The following is a 15,557-nucleotide window of genomic DNA, read 5'->3' on the forward strand; positions in this document are numbered from 1 at the left end:
CCAAAGGCATGAGGCAGTCCCCTACGGGCCCGGGGCGCCATCACTCACCGACATGCATCCGGCGGGGGCCTCCGGCTCCGGGATGGCGGGGGCGCCATTGGCGGGTGCCGGCCCGTGGGGGGTTGAGGCGGGGGAACTCCCGTCCCATCTGCCATCGGCCCAGGACAAGCCGAGCAGACACGGCACCGGGCGTCCAGGTCGTACGTCCAGTAGGGCGCTCCACCTGGACGCCCGGCACCGCGTCCGCTCCACATGCGTGTGGGCCGACGGCAGACGGGATGGGAGTTGGGGTGGGTGCTGGAGTGGGTCGGCTGGTCAAGGGGGCTGCACCCGGTGTCAGGCACGCGGCCGCCTGTCAGGCGGCAAAAATGACTCGTCACCTTGCAAACTGCGACGAGCTTCAATCGAGAAGGCGTCGCGCGCGCTGCGACATCGCTCAACGGCATCCGCAGCATCATCGAATGGCGCGAAGACCTCCAGGTGCCCAATACAGTCCCCGAGGCGCTCAAGTAGTTCCCCCGCTGTCGCCGCTTCCTCGGGTGAGCCAATCAGCGTCAGCTCTGCAACTAGCTCTTCAAGCTCGTTGAGCCGCTCGAACCCTTCCTCGATGGTCTCGACCACGATTGCTCTCGTCGTCGCATCGAGGACTCCTGGTATGCCGTCGTCGGGCGTCAACAGGATGGATGTATGCCCAGGCAAGCGCTCGCTCCGCATTTCCCGGTCCAGCTGAGCGCACGTTGACCAGAGTTCCCGCTCCATGGACAGGGCTCCTGCCAAGAACTTCGCGCCTACCCGCTGTCTGTCCGCAAGCCAACGCGCCTGATCCTCGCGTTTGTGTCTGTCCCGTTCGGTGCGTCGATTGAACGCCTGGGTGAGTAGCGCTGCCGCCAGGGTTCCAGCAACTCCGATGCCTGCCGTGAGAGCTTGGACAACTTGAGAGGCTTCCATGGCGACCATGATGTCCAAGAACTCGTTGGGGCAGACGGGATTCCTGAACTAGAGGCGTCAGCAGCAGAACGCCAAGGCGGCCCCGGAGCGGCGGGGTGAGGGTCTGTCGGCGTACAGCTGTCGCCTACCGCAACCACGGCAACCACCCCTGTCCGGTAGCGTCCCTTCCGGGCCTCGTAGCGGCCGGTATGGCCGTCGCTGACCGGTCTGGCTAGAGCTACGGATCAGAAGGTTGCAGGTTCGAATCCTGCCGAGTGCACAGTGAGGCAGAGGCCCTCAGGAGAAATCCTGAGGGCCTCTGTCGCATGCCCTGGCGGAGCCGGAGTGGAGGCGGGCGGGGGCAGGTCTCCTCCTTTGTGGGGAGGGGGTACCCCGTGGGTGGTCAGGGGTGAGATGGCTCTGTGGGGGGACGCGGGTTACGGGGCGGTTTGCGTACGGTTCTTGAAGATTCTTCGAAGCGGAAACCGGAACGCGGGGGCTCTCATGGGACTGTTCGGAAACGCGCACAGCATCGACTCGGCGTCGGCGCAGCGGGACTACGCGCGGCTGCTGGGGCAGGGCGAGCAGGTGCATGCCGCCTATCTGCTGATCCGGGACACGATCCTGTTCACCGACCGGCGGCTGGTGCTCATCGACAAGCAGGGGCTCACGGGGAAGAAGGTCGAGTACCACTCCGTGCCCTACCGGAGCATCACGCACTTCTCCGTGGAGACCGCCGGCCACTTCGATCTCGACGCCGAGCTCAAGATCTGGATATCCGGGACCTCGGCGCCGATCGAGAAGACCTTCACCAAGGGTGTCGACATCTACGAGGTGCAGGCGATCCTGACGCAGTTCGTCGCCCGGTAGCCGGGCGCGGCGCCGCTCTCAGAGGACTCGGGGCAGGCCGGTCACGGACATCACCAGGGAGTACAGGGAGGTGGTGGCGGTGATGAAGAGGCGGTTGTTCCCGGGGCCGCCGAAAGCGATGTTCGAGACGGGTTCGGGGACGCGGATGCGGCCGATCAGGGTGCCGTCCGCGGCGTAGCAGTGGACGCCGGACTGCATCGCCGCGGCCCACAGGCGGCCCTCGTCGTCGAAGCGGATGTTGTCGATGGACGGGCAGGTGGTGAAGACCCGGTCGGCGGTGAGCGTGCCTTCGTCGGTGACCCTGAAGGCGCGGATGTGGCCGGCGCGGGTGTCGGCGGCGTACAGCTCGCTCTCATCGGGGGAGAAGACCAGCCCGTTGGGGCCGAGGAAGCCGTCGGCGACCATGCGGACCTCGCCGGTCGCGGGGTCGGCGCGGTAGAGGTTGCAGGCGCCGATCTCGCTGGGTGCGCGCCGGCCCTCGTAGTCGCTGGTGATGCCGAAGTCCGGGTCGGAGAACCAGACCGAGCCGTCCGAGCGGACCACCGCGTCGTTCGGGCTGTTGAGCCGCTTGCCGTCGAAGTGGTCGGCGATGACGGTGAGGCGGCCATCGGGCTCGGTGCGGGTGACGCGCCGGTTGCCCTGCTCGCAGGTGATCAGGCGGCCTTCGCGGTCCAGGGTGTTGCCGTTGGAGTGGCCGGCCGGGGAGCGGAAGACGGACACCGCGCCGGTCGCCTCGTCCCAGCGGAGCATGCGGTCGTTGGGGATGTCGCTCCACACCAGCTGTCGCCAGGCGGGCAGGTACAGCGGGCCCTCCGCCCAGCGGCAGTCGTCGTAGAGCCGGTCCAGGCGCGCGTCGCCGTTGGCACAGCGGCCGGTCTTGAAACGCTCGTCCAGGATTTCGTACAAGGTGAGGTCGGCAATGCCAGACATGATTCCCCCAGGTGACCAAGTTCCGAATTATGTTCGGTTTGATGGTGAGATTGCAGGATCAGGTACCGTCTTCGCAAGGGCCGACGGGCCCATGAGAGGAAGATCGCGTGGACGAGATCGACCGGGCGCTCGTCCTGCGCCTGCAGGAGGACGCCGGCCAGTCGTACGCCGCGCTGGGCGCGGCCGTGGGGCTCTCGGCGGGGGCGACCCACGAGCGGGTCCGCAAACTGCGCGAGCGCGGGGTGATCCGGCGGACCACCGTCGAGGTGGACCCGGTGGCCGTCGGCAGCGGGGTGCTCGCCTACGTGATGGTCGACTCCAACGCCTGGATGGGAGAGTCCGCCGCCGCGTTCGAGGCGATCCCCGAGATCCAGGAGGCGCACATCATCGCGGGCAGCGCGTCGGCGCTGGTCAAGGTGCGCACGGCCTCGACCGGGGAGTTGCAGGACGTCCTGCGGCGCCTCTACGCGATCGACGGGGTGAGCGGTACGCACGCGACCGTCGTCCTGGAGACCTTCTTCGAGCGGCCGCTCCCGCTGTGAGCTGGCGGTGCACCGGAATCCGGTGGAAGGGCGGGCAGCCGGCCATCGGCTGGTACGGGCAAGGGCGCGGGGAGCGGGTGAGCCCGCTCACCTACGGGCAGCGGCTGGCCTTCGTGGCCCGGGGGGAGCGGCGCTGCCTCGGGGTGTGGCGGGCCGGGAAACGGACGCCCTGCCCCACCGGGGCCGCCGTGCCCGGGCGGGCCGGGAGCGCGCAGTGTCCCGAATGCGCGCGGCTCGACCGGTCGTTCTCGGTGGCCGCCGACACCCATGCCGCCGATCCGCGTACCTACCGCGTCTACCTGGCGTGGTTCGGGCCCGGGATGGTCAAGGTCGGGATCACCGCCGAGGAACGGGGGCGGGCCCGGCTGCTGGAGCAGGGCGCCGTGGCCTGGGCCTGGCTGGGGCGAGGGCCGCTGATGGCCACCCGGCGCACCGAGGAGCTGCTGCGGGCGGCGCTGGGGGTGCCGGACCGGATCCCGTACGCCCGCAAGAGGGCCGTACGGGCGCACCTGCCGGCCGCGCCGGAGCGGGCCCGGGAGGTCGCCGAGCTGCACGCGCGGGCCGCCGCGCTGCCCGGCTGGCCGGACTCGCTGGAGCGGGTGGGGTGTGAAGTCGTGGACCATGCCGGCGTGTTCGGGCTGGAGGGGCTGCCCGATCCCGCCCGGGTGATCACCGAGATGGTCCCGGACGCGGCGGTCGTGGGGCAGCTGGTGGGTGCGGCCGGGCCCGATCTGCACTTCGCGGACGGGCTGGTGGCGGACACCCGCCTGCTGGCCGGGTGGGAGCTCGCCGCTCCGGCGGACGGGGCCGTGGGGAGCTCGGTGCCGGTGGCGGAGATCCCGTCGGTCGCGGAGCACCCGCCGGTCGAGCAGGACGGGCTGTTCTGAGGCGGGCCGTCGCCGAGCGGTTCGGCCGGGGTTCCTCCCGGGCTTCATGGTCAAGACTTGGATCCCTTTCGCCTGGCGGGGCCGATTCCGGTGGACATGCCAGGGCCCGCCGCACAGGGTGGTGGGCATGAGCATCCAGCCGGTACCGGCCTTCGAACCGCCCTATGTGATGGCCGTTTTCAGCAATGTCCGCACCGATGACGACAGCGGCTACCCGCAGGTCCTCGCCCGGATGAACGAGATCGTCGAGCAGAACCCGGGCTTCCTCGGCTACGAGTCCGCGCGGAACCCGGGCGGACTCGGGATCACCGTGGCCTACTTCCGCGACCACGAGTCGCTGCGCGTGTGGCGGGAGGACCTGGAGCACCGGGCGGCCATGAAGCAGGGCCGCGCGGAATGGTACGAGAGCTACACCCTGCACGTCGCGACCGTCGAACGGAGCCGGGGCTTTGTCCGCAACGGCTGAAGCGGTCCGCGCCTTCCGGGAGCGGCTTGGGCTGCCCGGACTGGTCGACGTACACACGCACTTCATGCCCGAGCGGGTCCTGGACAAGGTGTGGGACTACTTCGACGCGGTCGGTCCGCTGACCGGAGTCGAGTGGCCGATCACCTACCGGCACGAGGAGGAGCAGCGGGTGGCGCTCCTGCGGGAGTTCGGCGTCCGGGCCTTCACCGCCATGCTCTACCCGCACAAGCCGGCGATGGCGGCGTGGCTGAACGCCTGGTCCGCCGCTTTCGCCGCCCGGACCCCCGACTGCCTGCACACGGCGACCTTCTTCCCGGAGGAGGGTGCGGGCGCGTACGTCCGCCAGGCCCTCGACGCCGGGGCCCGGGTCTTCAAGGCCCACCTCCAGGTCGGGGCGTACGACCCGAACGACGACCGGCTCGACCCCGTCTGGGGGCTGCTCGCCGAGGCCGGGGTGCCGACCGTGATCCACTGCGGTTCCGGGCCCGCCCCGGCCAAGTACACCGGACCCGAGCCGATCGCCCGGCTGCTGGCCCGGCACCCGCGGCTGCCGCTGATCGTCGCCCACATGGGCATGCCCGAGTACAGCGACTTCCTGGACCTCGCCGACCGGTACTCCGAGGTGCGCCTCGACACCACCATGGCCTTCACCGACTTCTCCGAACGGATCAGCGGCTTCCCGCCCGGGGACCGGGGGCGGCTCGCCGGCCTGGGCGACCGGATCCTGCTCGGCACCGACTTCCCGAACATCCCCTACCCCTACGAGCACCAGCTCGACGCCCTCGAGCGGCTCGGCCTGGGCGACGACTGGCTGCGGGCCGTCTGCCACGACAACGGCGCCCGGCTGTTCCGGCTCGACGGCTGAGCCGCTGCCGCTGCCGCTGCCGCGATGTCCGTTTCTCAGGAAATTCACAGAGAGGGACAAGAACGCTCTCAGAGGCACCGGACAGCGTGGATGCATGACTGCGACGACCACCTCACACGCGTCCACGTCCACCAGCACCCTCTCGGCCCTGGTGCGGCCCGACGGCGGGCCCTGCCGGGTCCTCGTCGTCGACGACGAGGCCTCGCTCTCCGAGCTGCTGTCCATGGCCCTGCGCTACGAGGGCTGCGAGGTCCGCAGTGCCGGTGACGGGGCCGGTGCGGTCCGGGCGGCGCGCGCGTTCCGCCCCGACGTCGTGGTCCTCGACATCATGCTCCCCGACATGGACGGGCTCGCCGTCCTGGGACGGCTGCGCCGCGAGCTGCCCCACGTCCCGGTGCTCTTCCTGACCGCCAAGGACTCCGTGGAGGACCGCATCGCGGGCCTGACGGCGGGCGGCGACGACTACGTCACCAAGCCGTTCAGCCTGGAGGAGGTCGTGGCGCGGCTGCGCGGTCTGGTCAGGCGTTCGGGCGCGGCGCAGGCCGCGCGCGGCGGTTCGGTGCTCGTCGTCGGCGACCTGCGGCTCGACGAGGACAGCCACGAGGTGGTCCGGGCCGGCCGGGAGATCCACCTGACCGCCACCGAGTTCGAGCTGCTGCGCTACCTGATGCGCAATCCGCGCCGCGTGCTCAGCAAGGCGCAGATCCTGGACCGGGTGTGGTCCTACGACTTCGGCGGCCAGGCCAATGTGGTCGAGCTGTACATCTCCTACCTGCGGCGCAAGCTGGAGAGCGGGCCGGGCATGGCGCCGCTGATCCACACCCGGCGCGGCGCCGGCTACCTGATCAAGCCGGCCGAATAGTGGTCCTGCGCGGCAAGCGGTGGCCGCGGGCCCGCCGGCCCTGGTCGCTGCGGACCCGGCTCGTCGTCTCGGCGGTCGCCCTGATCGCGGTCGTGGGCGCGGCCATCGGGACGGTCACCACCCTCGCCCTGCGCTCCTACCTGGTCGACAAGCTCGACGAGCAGCTGCGCACCTCCGTCTCCATGGCCTCCCCGCCCCCCGGCTCGGGCAGGGTGGTCAGGGAGGGGAAGTCGGTGCTCGGCCCGGGTACGCCGCTCGGAGCCGTCGGCTTCCGGGTCGATTCCGACGGCAAGGTCTTCGGCGCCGACCGCAGCATGCGGCTCGAGGACCCCGAGCGCGGCGAGCCCAACCCGCTCACCGAGGCCCAGATCGCCGTCCTCGCCAAGACCGCCCGCCCGAACGCGTCGGGCAGGGCCGAGGCGGTGAACCTGAGCCTTCCGGGGCTCGGGGAGTACCGGGTGCTGTCCGCGCCCGACGGCAGCGTCGTCCTCGGCTTCCCGCTGCGCGAGGTCGACTCCACCGTGAACACCCTGATCGCGGTGGAGGTCTGCGTCACCCTCGCCGGGCTGATCGCGGCCTCCCTCGCCGGGCAGGCCCTGGTCGGGGTGGCCCTGCGCCCGCTGCGCCGGGTCGCCGCCACCGCCACCCGCGTCTCCGAACTCCCCCTGCACAAGGGCGAACCCGCCCTCCACGAACGGGTTCCGGACACCGAGGCCGACCCCCGTACCGAAGTGGGCCAGGTCGGCGCCGCGCTCAACCGGATGCTGGGCCATGTCTCCGCCGCCCTCACGGCCCGCCAGGAGAGCGAGACGCGGGTCCGGCAGTTCGTCGCCGACGCCAGCCACGAACTGCGCACCCCGCTCGCCTCCATCCGGGGCTACGCGGAACTGACCCGCCGGGGACGGGAGGAGCCGGGCCCCGACACCCGGCACGCGCTGGGCCGGATCGAGTCCGAGGCCACCCGGATGACCGGCCTGGTCGAGGACCTCCTGCTGCTGGCCCGGCTCGACGCCGGCCGTCCGCTCGCCGCCGGTGACACCGACACCGACCTGGCCCCCCTCGTCGTCGACGCCGTCAGCGATGCCCGGGCCGCCGGGCCCGGGCACCACTGGCGGCTGCGCCTGCCCGACGAGCCCGCGCCGGTCCGCGGCGACCCGGCCCGCATCCAGCAGGTCCTGGTCAACCTGCTGGCCAATGCCCGTACGCACACTCCGCCCGGCACCACCGTCACCGCCGCTGTGTCCTGCGGGACGACGGCCGTCCGGCTGCGGATCGAGGACGACGGCCCGGGCATCCCGCCCGCCCTGCTTCCCCATGTCTTCGAGCGCTTCGCCCGCGGCGACGCCTCCCGCTCCCGTGCCGCGGGCTCCACCGGCCTCGGGCTCGCCATCGTCCAGGCCGTCGTCACCGCGCACGGCGGCCGGGTCGGCGTACGGAGCGAGCCCGGGCGGACCTGCTTCGAAGTGCTGCTGCCGCTCGCCGATGCCGGAGCCCGCCCGCACCCGCAAGCGCAGCCGCTAGCGCACCCGGAGATGGACCCGCAGAAGGACTCACAGACGGGGCACAGGCTCACCACACAGCGGTGACAGCCCGCTCCACGAGGGTCGGAGCATGTCAACCGACGCCTCTCCCGGGGCCCTTCCGGCCCGGGCACCCCTCGCACCCGTGCCCGGGGAGCCCGTCCTCGACGTGGTGATTCCGGTCTTCAACGAGGAGAAAGACCTCGGACCGTGCGTGCGCAGGCTGCACGATCACCTCACCCGTACGTTCCCCTACCCGTTCCGGATCACCGTCGCCGACAACGCGAGCACCGACCGCACCCCCGAGGTCGCGGGCGCGCTCGCCGGGGCGCTGGCCGGCGTACGCAGCACCCGGCTGGAGGAGAAGGGCCGGGGCAGGGCCCTGCGCACCGTCTGGTCCGGTTCCGACGCGCCGGTCCTCGCGTACATGGACGTGGACCTCTCCACCGACCTGAACGCCCTGCTGCCGCTGGTCGCCCCGCTGATCTCCGGCCACTCCGACCTCGCCATCGGCACCCGCCTCGCGCGCTCCTCCCGGGTGGTGCGCGGAGCGAAGCGGGAGTTCGTCTCCCGCGCCTACAACCTCCTCCTGCGCTCCTCCCTCGCCGCCCGCTTCAGCGATGCCCAGTGCGGGTTCAAGGCCATCCGGCGTGAGGTCGCCGAACGGCTGCTGCCGCTGGTGGAGGACTCCGGCTGGTTCTTCGACACCGAGCTGCTCGTCCTCGCGGAGCGGGCCGGGCTGCGGATCCACGAGGTGCCGGTGGACTGGGTCGACGACCCCGATTCCACGGTCCACATCGTCCGGACCGCGACCGAGGACCTCAAGGGCGTCTGGCGCGTGGGCAGGGCCCTGGCCGTCGGCGCGCTCCCGCTCGACCGGCTCGCCCGCCCCTTCGGCGACGATCCGCGCGACCGCTCCGCCCTGCCGGGGGTGGACGGCGGGCTGGCCCGCCAGCTCCTCGGCTTCTGCGCCGTCGGAGCCCTGTCCACCCTGCTCTACCTCGTGCTGTACTCCGCCTTCCGCACCGCAGCCGGCCCGCAGCTCGCCAACGGCGCCGCCCTGCTGCTCTCGGCCGTCGCCAACACCGCCGCCAACCGCCGGCTCACCTTCGGCGTGCGCGGCCGGGAGCGGGCCGTACGCCACCAGGCCCAGGGGCTGGTGGTGTTCGCCATCGGACTCGCCCTGACCAGCGGCTCCCTCGCCGCGCTCGGCGCGGCCGCGGCCGATCCCGCGCACAGCACGGAACTGGCCGTGCTGATCACCGCCAACCTCGCCGCCACCGTGCTGCGGTTCCTGCTCTTCCGCGCCTGGGTCTTCCCCGACCGGCGCGGCCTCGAGTTCCCTACGCCCAAGGACAGTCGATGACCACGGCAGCACTTCCGCTCTTCCCGGCCGCCGAGGCCCGGGCCCGTACCGGCCGGCCCCGCTGGGAGCGGCCCGCGTTCGCCGGGCTCCTGATCTGCACGGCCCTCCTGCTGCTGTGGGACCTGGGCTCCTCCGGGTACGCCAACTCCTTCTACTCCGCGGCCGTGCAGGCGGGCAGCGAGAGCTGGAAGGCCTTCTTCTTCGGCTCCTCGGACGCCGGGAACTCCATCACCGTCGACAAGCCCCCGGCCGCGCTGTGGCCGATGATGCTGTCGGTCCGGATGTTCGGGCTCGGCTCCTGGCAGATCCTCGTCCCGCAGGCGCTGATGGGCGTCGCGACGACCGCGGTGCTGTACGCGGCCGTACGGCGCCAGTTCGGGCCCGCGGCCGCGCTGCTCAGCGGCGCCGTGTTCGCCCTCACGCCCGTCGCCGCGCTCATGTTCCGCTTCAACAACCCCGACGCGCTGCTGACCCTGCTGCTCACGGTCACCGTGTACTGCGTCCTGCGCGCGCTCGACGGTGCGCACACGAAGTGGCTGGTCTGGGCCGGGGTCGCGGTCGGCTTCGCCTTCCTCACCAAGACCCTGCAGGCCTTCGTCATCCTGCCGCCGCTCACCGTGCTGTACGCCGTCTGCGCACCCACCGCGCTGCGCAGGCGCCTGGGCCAGCTGCTGGCGGCGGGGCTGGCGATGGTGGTGGCCGGCGGCTGGTGGGTGGCCGTCGTGGAGCTGTGGCCCGCCTCCTCCCGTCCGTACATCGGCGGCTCGCAGAACAACTCCTTCCTGGAACTGACCCTCGGCTACAACGGGCTGGGCCGGATCAACGGCAACGAGACGGGCAGCGTCGGCGGGGGCGGACGCGCCGGCGGCGGAGCCGGCGGTGGAGGCGGCGGCTGGGGTGAGACGGGCATCGACCGGCTCTTCTCGGCCAATATCGGCGGCCAGATCTCCTGGCTGCTGCCCGCGGCGCTGGTGCTGCTCGTGGCCGGACTGGTGATCACCTGGCGGGCCCGGCGGGCCACCGACTCGCTGGAGGGCATGGCCCGGGCGGCGTTCCTGGCCTGGGGCGGCTCGCTGCTGATCACCGCACTCGTCTTCAGTTACATGCAGGGCATCTTCCACGAGTACTACACCGTCGCGCTGGCGCCCTTCGTGGCCGCGCTGACCGGGATGGGAGCCGCAGTCCTGTGGGAGGAGCGGGGCACCAGGGCCGCGCTCCTCACTCTGTCCGGCACGCTCGCGCTGAGCGCCGTCTGGTCGTACGTGCTGCTCGGCCGCGCCACCGGCTATCTGCCGTGGCTGCGCTGGGCGGTGCTGGTCGGCGGACTGCTCGCCGCGGCGGCGCTGCCGTTCGCCGCGCGGGCGGGGCGCCGGGTGCTCCTGGCCACCGCCGCGCTGGCGCTGGGCGCGGCACTCGCGGGACCCCTCGCGTACTGCCTGACCACCGTGAGCACCGGGCACACCGGATCCATCGTGACCGCCGGGCCCGCGGTCGCGGGCGGCCGGGGCGGGCCCGGCGGCATGATGCGGGGCGGCGCGGGCGAGCTGCCCCCGGGCGGTCCCGGTGGCGCGGGCCAGGGCGGCGGGCCGCAGGGCGGCATGCCGGGGGGGCGGGCGGGCCAGGTGCCGCAGGACGGCGGCGGAGGCGGGCGCGGCCAGGGCGGGCGCGGCCTCGAGCGCGTGGGCGGCGGGGGCCAGGGCGGGCCGGGCGGCCTGCTGGGCGGCACCCGGGTCGACGCCGAGGCCAAGGCGGCCCTGAGCGCCGGCGCCGACCGGTACACCTGGGCGGCGGCCGCCATCGGCTCGCAGAACGCAGCGAGTTACCAGCTGGCCAGTGGCGCGCCGGTGATGCCGATCGGCGGCTTCAACGGCAGCGACCCGTCGCCCACCCTGGAGCAGTTCAAGCAGTACGTACGGGACGGGAAGATCCACTGGTTCATCGGGCAGGGAGGCACCGGGGACGGGACCGGGACCGGGGACGGGACCGGGGACGGAGCCGGAACCGAGGCCGGTGCCGCCGGCGGGATGCGCCAGGGCGGCGGCGGACCGGGCGGGGCCACCGGCACCGCCATCGAGACCTGGGTCAAGGCCACCTTCGAGGCGACCACGGTCGGCGGAGCCACCTTCTACGACCTGACGGCTTCCACGTCCTGATCCAGCCCCGGCCGTGGCACACCCCCTAGCATCAAGAGGACGGACCGGGCATTCCGGGCTGATCCACCTGGCGTGAGGAGGGTGCCTCCATGGTGACCGCGGCCGATTCCGGTGATCCGCTCCCGGTCGAGTCCAGTGTGTGGCTGACCGCCAGGCCGGCCGCGCCCGCCAGACGCCGCAGCGAGGCGCCCTCCGGGCTCGACCGGGACCGGATCACCGCCGCCACCGTGCGGCTGCTCGACTCCGAGGGGCTGGCCCGGTTCTCGATGCGGCGGCTCGCGGGCGGGCTCGGGGTCACCGCGATGTCCCTGTACTGGTACGTGGACACCAAGCACGACCTGCTCGAACTCGCCCTGGACCGCGCCCTGGGCGAGCTGGCCCCGTCGGCGGGACCGGGTCCGGGTCCGGGTCCGAACGCCGGTCCGGGTCCGGGTCCGGGACCGGGACCGGACGCCGGGCCCGCCCCCGAAGGCTGGTCCGGTCGGCTGCGGGTGCTGGCCCGGGCCTACCGGCGGCTGCTGGCGGACCACCCCTGGGTGGCCCCGCTCAGCGCCGCCTATCCGAACATCGGCCCGCACGCCCGGGCCTTCGACGCCGCCCTCCAGCGGCTGCTGGACGCCACGGGCCTCGCCGGCCCCGCCCGGACCGGTGCCCACCTCGCCGTCTCGCAGTTCCTGCACGGCTGCGGGGGCGCGGCCCGGCGGGCGCCCGAGGGCGACTTCTGCCTCGCGCTCGACGTCCTGATCGCAGGCATCGAGGCCAAAGCCAAGGCCGTGGCCGCGACGACTGCCGCGGCCACGGCCACTGCCACGGCGTAGACCCTCCCGGGCGGTGCTCAGGCCTTGGCCGGCACCTCCGCCGGGACCGCGGGCGCCTCGGCGGAGCCGGCCGCCGGGGCGTGGGCCTCGGGCTTCGACTTCAGCGCGACCTCCTTGATGAAGAGGCAGAGCAGCAGCGCCAGCAGCGCGGTGGGCGCCGCGTAGAGGAAGACATCGCCCACGCCGTGCCCGTACGCCGACTCGATGACCGTGCGGACCGGGGCCGGCAGCTTGTCGAGGTCGGGGATGGCTCCGCCGCCCGTACCGCCGTGGCCGAACGCGGCGGCCTTCGGGCCGAGCGCGGTCAGGCCGTCCTTCACGTACCCGGTGACCTGGTGCGCCATCAGCGCGCCGAGCGCCGAGACGCCCATGGCGCCGCCGAGCGAGCGGAAGAAGGTGACGACCGAGCTGGCCGCGCCCAGGTCCTCGGGGGCGACCTGGTTCTGGGTGGCGAGGACCAGGTTCTGCATCATCATGCCGAGGCCGAGGCCGGTCAGCGCCATGTAGACGGCGATGTGCCAGTACGGGGTGTCGTACCGCAGGGTGCCCAGGAGCCCCAGGCCGGCGGTCAGCAGGATGCCGCCGACGATGAGCCAGGCCTTCCACTTACCGGTCTTGGTGATCACCTGACCGGAAACGGTGGAGGAGACGAAGAGCCCGCCGATCATCGGAATCGTGAGGACTCCGGACATCGTGGGGGACTCGTTGCGGGCCAGCTGGAAGAACTGGCTGAAAAACACCGTGCCCGAGAACATCGCGATGCCCACGAACAGCGAGGCCGCCGAGGCGAGCGTGATGGTCTTGTTGCGGAACAGCCGCAGCGGGATGATCGGGTCGCTCGCCCGGGACTCGACGAGGACGAAGAGCAGGCCGAGCGCGACCGCGCCGCCCGTCATCGCCCAGGTCTGCCACGAGATCCACGGGTAGGCGTCGCCGGCCTGCGTGACCCAGATCAGCAGCGCCGAGACGGCCCCGCTGATCAGGAAGGCGCCCAGCCAGTCGACCTTGACCTCGCGGCGCACCACGGGAAGCCGCAGGGTCTTCTGGAGGACGATCAGCGCGATGACCGCGAAGGGCACGCCGACGTAGAAGCACCAGCGCCAGCCCAGCCACTCGGTGTCGGTGATGACACCGCCCAGCAGCGGCCCGCCGACGGTGGCGACGGCGAAGACCGCGCCGAGGTAGCCGCTGTACCGGCCGCGTTCGCGCGGGGAGATCATCGCGGCCATCACGATCTGCGCGAGGGCGGACAGGCCGCCGACGCCGATGCCCTGGACCACGCGGCAGGCGATCAGCGTGCCGGTGTTCTGGGACAGGCCCGCGACCACGGAGCCGAGGACGTAGATCACGAGGGATATCTGGACCAGCAGCTTTTTGCTGAAGAGGTCGGACAGCTTGCCCCACAGGGGGGTGGCCGCGGTCATCGACAGCAGGGCGGCCGTCACCACCCAGGTGTACGAGGACTGCGTGCCGCCGAGGTCGCTGATGATCTGGGGCAGGGCGTTGGAGACGATCGTGGAGGACAGGATCGCCACGAACATGCCGAGCATCAGCCCGGACAGGGCCTTCATGATCTGCGGGTGGGTCATGGCCGGGGCCACGGACGGCGTCGCGGACGTGGTCACGGACGGGGGCGGGTTGTCGGTCGTCGTCTCCGACTGGACCATGTCGTTCCTTTGTCTAGAAGCTCGAGCGGAGCCGGGCCAGCAGCGTGTTCAGCGTGTCGACGTCCTCGGGGGACCACGCGGCCAGCGCTCTTTCCAGCGCCGCCGTGTAGCGGGAGCCGAGCTCGGCGAGGAGCGCCCGGCCGGCCGGGGTGAGCCGCAGGATCCGGCACCGGCCGTCCCCCGGGTCGGCCTCGCGTCCGATCCAGCCGCGCTCGGCGACGTGGGTCACGTGCCGGCTGGTCACCGAGATGTCGACGGCCATGAGCTCGGCCAGCCGGCTCAGCCGCATCTCGCCGTGCCGGTGCAGCACGGTGAGGACGGCGGCGGCGCCGGGCGGGCAGTCCGGGGGCAGGATGCGGGCGAGGTCGCGTTTGACCGCACCGATTCCGGTGAGCTGGCGGGCCAGCTCCTCGTACCGTGTGGTCTCCGTCGGCTTCGCCGTCTCCGCCGTCTGTGTGGTCACCGGACAGCCCCCCATCTTGTTGCTTAAAGCAACCATAGAAGCGGATGGTTGCTACAGGCAAACGAATCCGGGGGGTGGGGCGGTAAAAGAATCGGAAAACCGGCTAGGGTCCTGCTCCATGGCTGCGAACCACAACTCACAGGGCCCCGAGGGCAACTACGACCCCGCGGGCAGCACCCAGATGTTCCGGGCGTTCGTCGAGGAGGCCGCACCGGCCCGGCAGGCGCCCACCCGCCGTCAGCTCCGAGAGGAGCAGCAGCAGGCCGCCGGCCCGAGGAAGGGCCTGTGGCTGGGGCTGGCCGTCGCGGCGGTGGTCGTGATCGGCGCGGCCGCCTGGCTCTTCCTGGGCTGAGCCGCGGGCCCCGGACCCCGGACCGGATCCGGCCGCGGCCGGATGCCCCTGGCCGGAAGCCCCGGTCAGGGCCTCAGCTCCAGGTGGCCGTGACCTGGCGGGTGTCCACGTGCATGCCCAGCGGCACCCGCCACGCCTCCACGCACACCGTGTAGCTCTGCGTCTTCGCGGTTCCGCCCGCGATGGGCGCGGGCAGCGGCTGGGTGGTGGTGATCGTGGCCCAGTCGATGCCGAGGGCGCCGATGATGTGCGTCGCGAAGCTGACCGTGCCCGAACGGGCCGCGGCGGTGCCGGTGTTGGTGAAGGTGACGGTGACCCGCTCGCACCAGCGGTCGCCCGCGGCCGCCCTGAGGGGTGCGGACAGCGTCAGCTTCGCCGGAGTCGCGGGCGGCGCCGGCGGCGCGGTGCCGGGCTTGGCGGGCGGGCTCGGCGGCGTGTTCGGCGTGCCGGGACTTCCCGCGCCTCCGGAGCCCCCGGGGCTGCCGGAGCCGCCGCCGGTGCCGGGTGTGCCGGGTGCGTGGGTGGTCGGGCCGGCTCCGGGTGCGGTGCCCGGGGGTCGTCCGGAGCCGCCGGGTCCGGTCGCCGCGGTCCCGCCCTGGGCGGAGCCGCCGGGCACTTGGGACTCCGGCGCACTGGCCGACGTACTCGACGACACGGAGGAGCCGCCCGCCGCCGACGGGCCGCCGAGCGGCTGGAACTCCACCCCGCCCCGCGGCGCCACGTTCTCCCCCGCACCCCGCTCGGGGCCCGGGGCCGCGGCGCCCACGGCGAGGTAGCCGTCCCGCGCCGGGCCGCCGCAGCCGGTGAGGCCGGCGGCGGCCGTGCAGCACAGGACGAGGAGGGCGGCCGCGCGAGATCCCTTTCGCATC

16 protein-coding genes are annotated in these 15,557 nt (G+C 72.6%); 11 read left to right on the forward strand and 5 right to left on the reverse strand.

Annotated elements, in window-relative coordinates; all coding sequences use genetic code 11:
• Positions 1 to 336 precede the first annotated feature (336 nt).
• Positions 337 to 966: a hypothetical protein gene (locus ACTVZO_RS22525; protein WP_443300118.1), complete on the reverse strand. Its 630-nt coding sequence runs from the start codon at positions 964 to 966 to the stop codon at positions 337 to 339.
• Between the two features lie 465 nt (positions 967 to 1,431).
• Between ACTVZO_RS22525 and ACTVZO_RS22530 the strand changes: the two genes are divergently transcribed.
• Positions 1,432 to 1,797, forward strand: a complete 366-nt coding sequence (locus ACTVZO_RS22530; protein WP_443300119.1) for a PH domain-containing protein — start codon at positions 1,432 to 1,434, stop codon at positions 1,795 to 1,797.
• 18 nt (positions 1,798 to 1,815) lie between these two features.
• Here the strand turns inward: ACTVZO_RS22530 and ACTVZO_RS22535 are convergent, their stop codons facing one another.
• Entirely contained in the window at positions 1,816 to 2,727 is a 912-nt protein-coding gene (locus ACTVZO_RS22535) for an SMP-30/gluconolactonase/LRE family protein (protein WP_443300120.1), read from the reverse strand.
• A 107-nt stretch (positions 2,728 to 2,834) separates the two neighbouring features.
• Here ACTVZO_RS22535 and ACTVZO_RS22540 point away from each other — a divergent pair, with 107 nt between their 5' ends.
• The 9 genes from ACTVZO_RS22540 to ACTVZO_RS22580 all read left to right on the forward strand — a co-directional run bounded on the left by ACTVZO_RS22540 (position 2,835) and on the right by ACTVZO_RS22580 (position 12,206).
• Positions 2,835 to 3,269: an Lrp/AsnC family transcriptional regulator gene (locus ACTVZO_RS22540; protein WP_443300121.1), complete on the forward strand. Its 435-nt coding sequence runs from the start codon at positions 2,835 to 2,837 to the stop codon at positions 3,267 to 3,269.
• The gene (locus ACTVZO_RS22545) at positions 3,266 to 4,156 is read left to right on the forward strand and encodes a DUF2797 domain-containing protein (RefSeq protein WP_443300122.1); all 891 of its coding nucleotides are present in this window, start codon (positions 3,266 to 3,268) and stop codon (positions 4,154 to 4,156) included. Before ACTVZO_RS22540 ends, ACTVZO_RS22545 begins: the two co-directional genes overlap by 4 nt.
• Positions 4,157 to 4,283: 127 nt before the next feature.
• The gene (locus tag ACTVZO_RS22550; protein WP_443300123.1) at positions 4,284 to 4,622 is read left to right on the forward strand and encodes an antibiotic biosynthesis monooxygenase family protein; all 339 of its coding nucleotides are present in this window, start codon (positions 4,284 to 4,286) and stop codon (positions 4,620 to 4,622) included.
• Entirely contained in the window at positions 4,606 to 5,487 is an 882-nt protein-coding gene (locus ACTVZO_RS22555) for an amidohydrolase family protein (protein WP_443300124.1), read from the forward strand. Before ACTVZO_RS22550 ends, ACTVZO_RS22555 begins: the two co-directional genes overlap by 17 nt.
• Positions 5,488 to 5,581: 94 nt before the next feature.
• A complete protein-coding gene (locus ACTVZO_RS22560) occupies positions 5,582 to 6,349 on the forward strand; it encodes a response regulator transcription factor (protein WP_443300125.1) in 768 nt (255 codons plus the stop codon).
• Complete coding sequence (locus tag ACTVZO_RS22565) at positions 6,349 to 7,935, forward strand: sensor histidine kinase (RefSeq protein WP_443300126.1); 1,587 nt, start codon at positions 6,349 to 6,351, stop codon at positions 7,933 to 7,935. The genes ACTVZO_RS22560 and ACTVZO_RS22565 overlap by 1 nt, the downstream gene beginning before the upstream one ends.
• A gap of 25 nt (positions 7,936 to 7,960) precedes the next feature.
• Positions 7,961 to 9,235 carry a glycosyltransferase gene (locus ACTVZO_RS22570; protein WP_443300127.1) on the forward strand — a complete coding sequence of 425 codons (1,275 nt, stop codon included), beginning with the start codon at positions 7,961 to 7,963 and terminating at the stop codon, positions 9,233 to 9,235.
• Positions 9,232 to 11,388 carry an ArnT family glycosyltransferase gene (locus ACTVZO_RS22575; protein WP_443300128.1) on the forward strand — a complete coding sequence of 719 codons (2,157 nt, stop codon included), beginning with the start codon at positions 9,232 to 9,234 and terminating at the stop codon, positions 11,386 to 11,388. The genes ACTVZO_RS22570 and ACTVZO_RS22575 overlap by 4 nt, the downstream gene beginning before the upstream one ends.
• Positions 11,389 to 11,477: 89 nt before the next feature.
• Positions 11,478 to 12,206: a TetR/AcrR family transcriptional regulator gene (locus ACTVZO_RS22580; RefSeq protein ID WP_443300129.1), complete on the forward strand. Its 729-nt coding sequence runs from the start codon at positions 11,478 to 11,480 to the stop codon at positions 12,204 to 12,206.
• Between the two features lie 17 nt (positions 12,207 to 12,223).
• Here the strand turns inward: ACTVZO_RS22580 and ACTVZO_RS22585 are convergent, their stop codons facing one another.
• A complete protein-coding gene (locus ACTVZO_RS22585) occupies positions 12,224 to 13,795 on the reverse strand; it encodes an MDR family MFS transporter (protein ID WP_443303240.1) in 1,572 nt (523 codons plus the stop codon).
• Between the two features lie 91 nt (positions 13,796 to 13,886).
• The gene (locus tag ACTVZO_RS22590; RefSeq protein ID WP_443303241.1) at positions 13,887 to 14,351 is read right to left on the reverse strand and encodes a MarR family winged helix-turn-helix transcriptional regulator; all 465 of its coding nucleotides are present in this window, start codon (positions 14,349 to 14,351) and stop codon (positions 13,887 to 13,889) included.
• Positions 14,352 to 14,454: 103 nt separating this feature from the next.
• Here ACTVZO_RS22590 and ACTVZO_RS22595 point away from each other — a divergent pair, with 103 nt between their 5' ends.
• Positions 14,455 to 14,688, forward strand: a complete 234-nt coding sequence (locus ACTVZO_RS22595) for a hypothetical protein (protein WP_443300130.1) — start codon at positions 14,455 to 14,457, stop codon at positions 14,686 to 14,688.
• Between the two features lie 73 nt (positions 14,689 to 14,761).
• Here ACTVZO_RS22595 and ACTVZO_RS22600 read toward each other — a convergent pair whose 3' ends face one another.
• Positions 14,762 to 15,556, reverse strand: coding sequence for a hypothetical protein (locus ACTVZO_RS22600; RefSeq protein WP_443300131.1), 795 nt, complete (start codon positions 15,554 to 15,556; stop codon positions 14,762 to 14,764).
• Position 15,557: the final 1 nt, after the last annotated feature.

The sequence above is a fragment of the Streptomyces sp. IBSNAI002 genome, from assembly GCF_052244475.1.
Classification (GTDB): Bacteria; Actinomycetota; Actinomycetes; order Streptomycetales; family Streptomycetaceae; genus Streptomyces.

Coding starts and splice junctions, on each gene's coding strand:
- ACTVZO_RS22550 (WP_443300123.1), top strand. CDS start 4,284: ATGAGCATCCAGCCGGTACCGGCCTTCGAACCGCCCTATGTGATGGCC.
- ACTVZO_RS22560 (WP_443300125.1), top strand. CDS start 5,582: ATGACTGCGACGACCACCTCACACGCGTCCACGTCCACCAGCACCCTC.
- ACTVZO_RS22530 (WP_443300119.1), top strand. CDS start 1,432: ATGGGACTGTTCGGAAACGCGCACAGCATCGACTCGGCGTCGGCGCAG.
- ACTVZO_RS22590 (WP_443303241.1), bottom strand. CDS start 14,351: ATGGGGGGCTGTCCGGTGACCACACAGACGGCGGAGACGGCGAAGCCG.
- ACTVZO_RS22595 (WP_443300130.1), top strand. CDS start 14,455: ATGGCTGCGAACCACAACTCACAGGGCCCCGAGGGCAACTACGACCCC.
- ACTVZO_RS22580 (WP_443300129.1), top strand. CDS start 11,478: ATGGTGACCGCGGCCGATTCCGGTGATCCGCTCCCGGTCGAGTCCAGT.
- ACTVZO_RS22535 (WP_443300120.1), bottom strand. CDS start 2,727: ATGTCTGGCATTGCCGACCTCACCTTGTACGAAATCCTGGACGAGCGT.
- ACTVZO_RS22600 (WP_443300131.1), bottom strand. CDS start 15,556: ATGCGAAAGGGATCTCGCGCGGCCGCCCTCCTCGTCCTGTGCTGCACG.
- ACTVZO_RS22575 (WP_443300128.1), top strand. CDS start 9,232: ATGACCACGGCAGCACTTCCGCTCTTCCCGGCCGCCGAGGCCCGGGCC.
- ACTVZO_RS22585 (WP_443303240.1), bottom strand. CDS start 13,795: ATGACCCACCCGCAGATCATGAAGGCCCTGTCCGGGCTGATGCTCGGC.
- ACTVZO_RS22570 (WP_443300127.1), top strand. CDS start 7,961: ATGTCAACCGACGCCTCTCCCGGGGCCCTTCCGGCCCGGGCACCCCTC.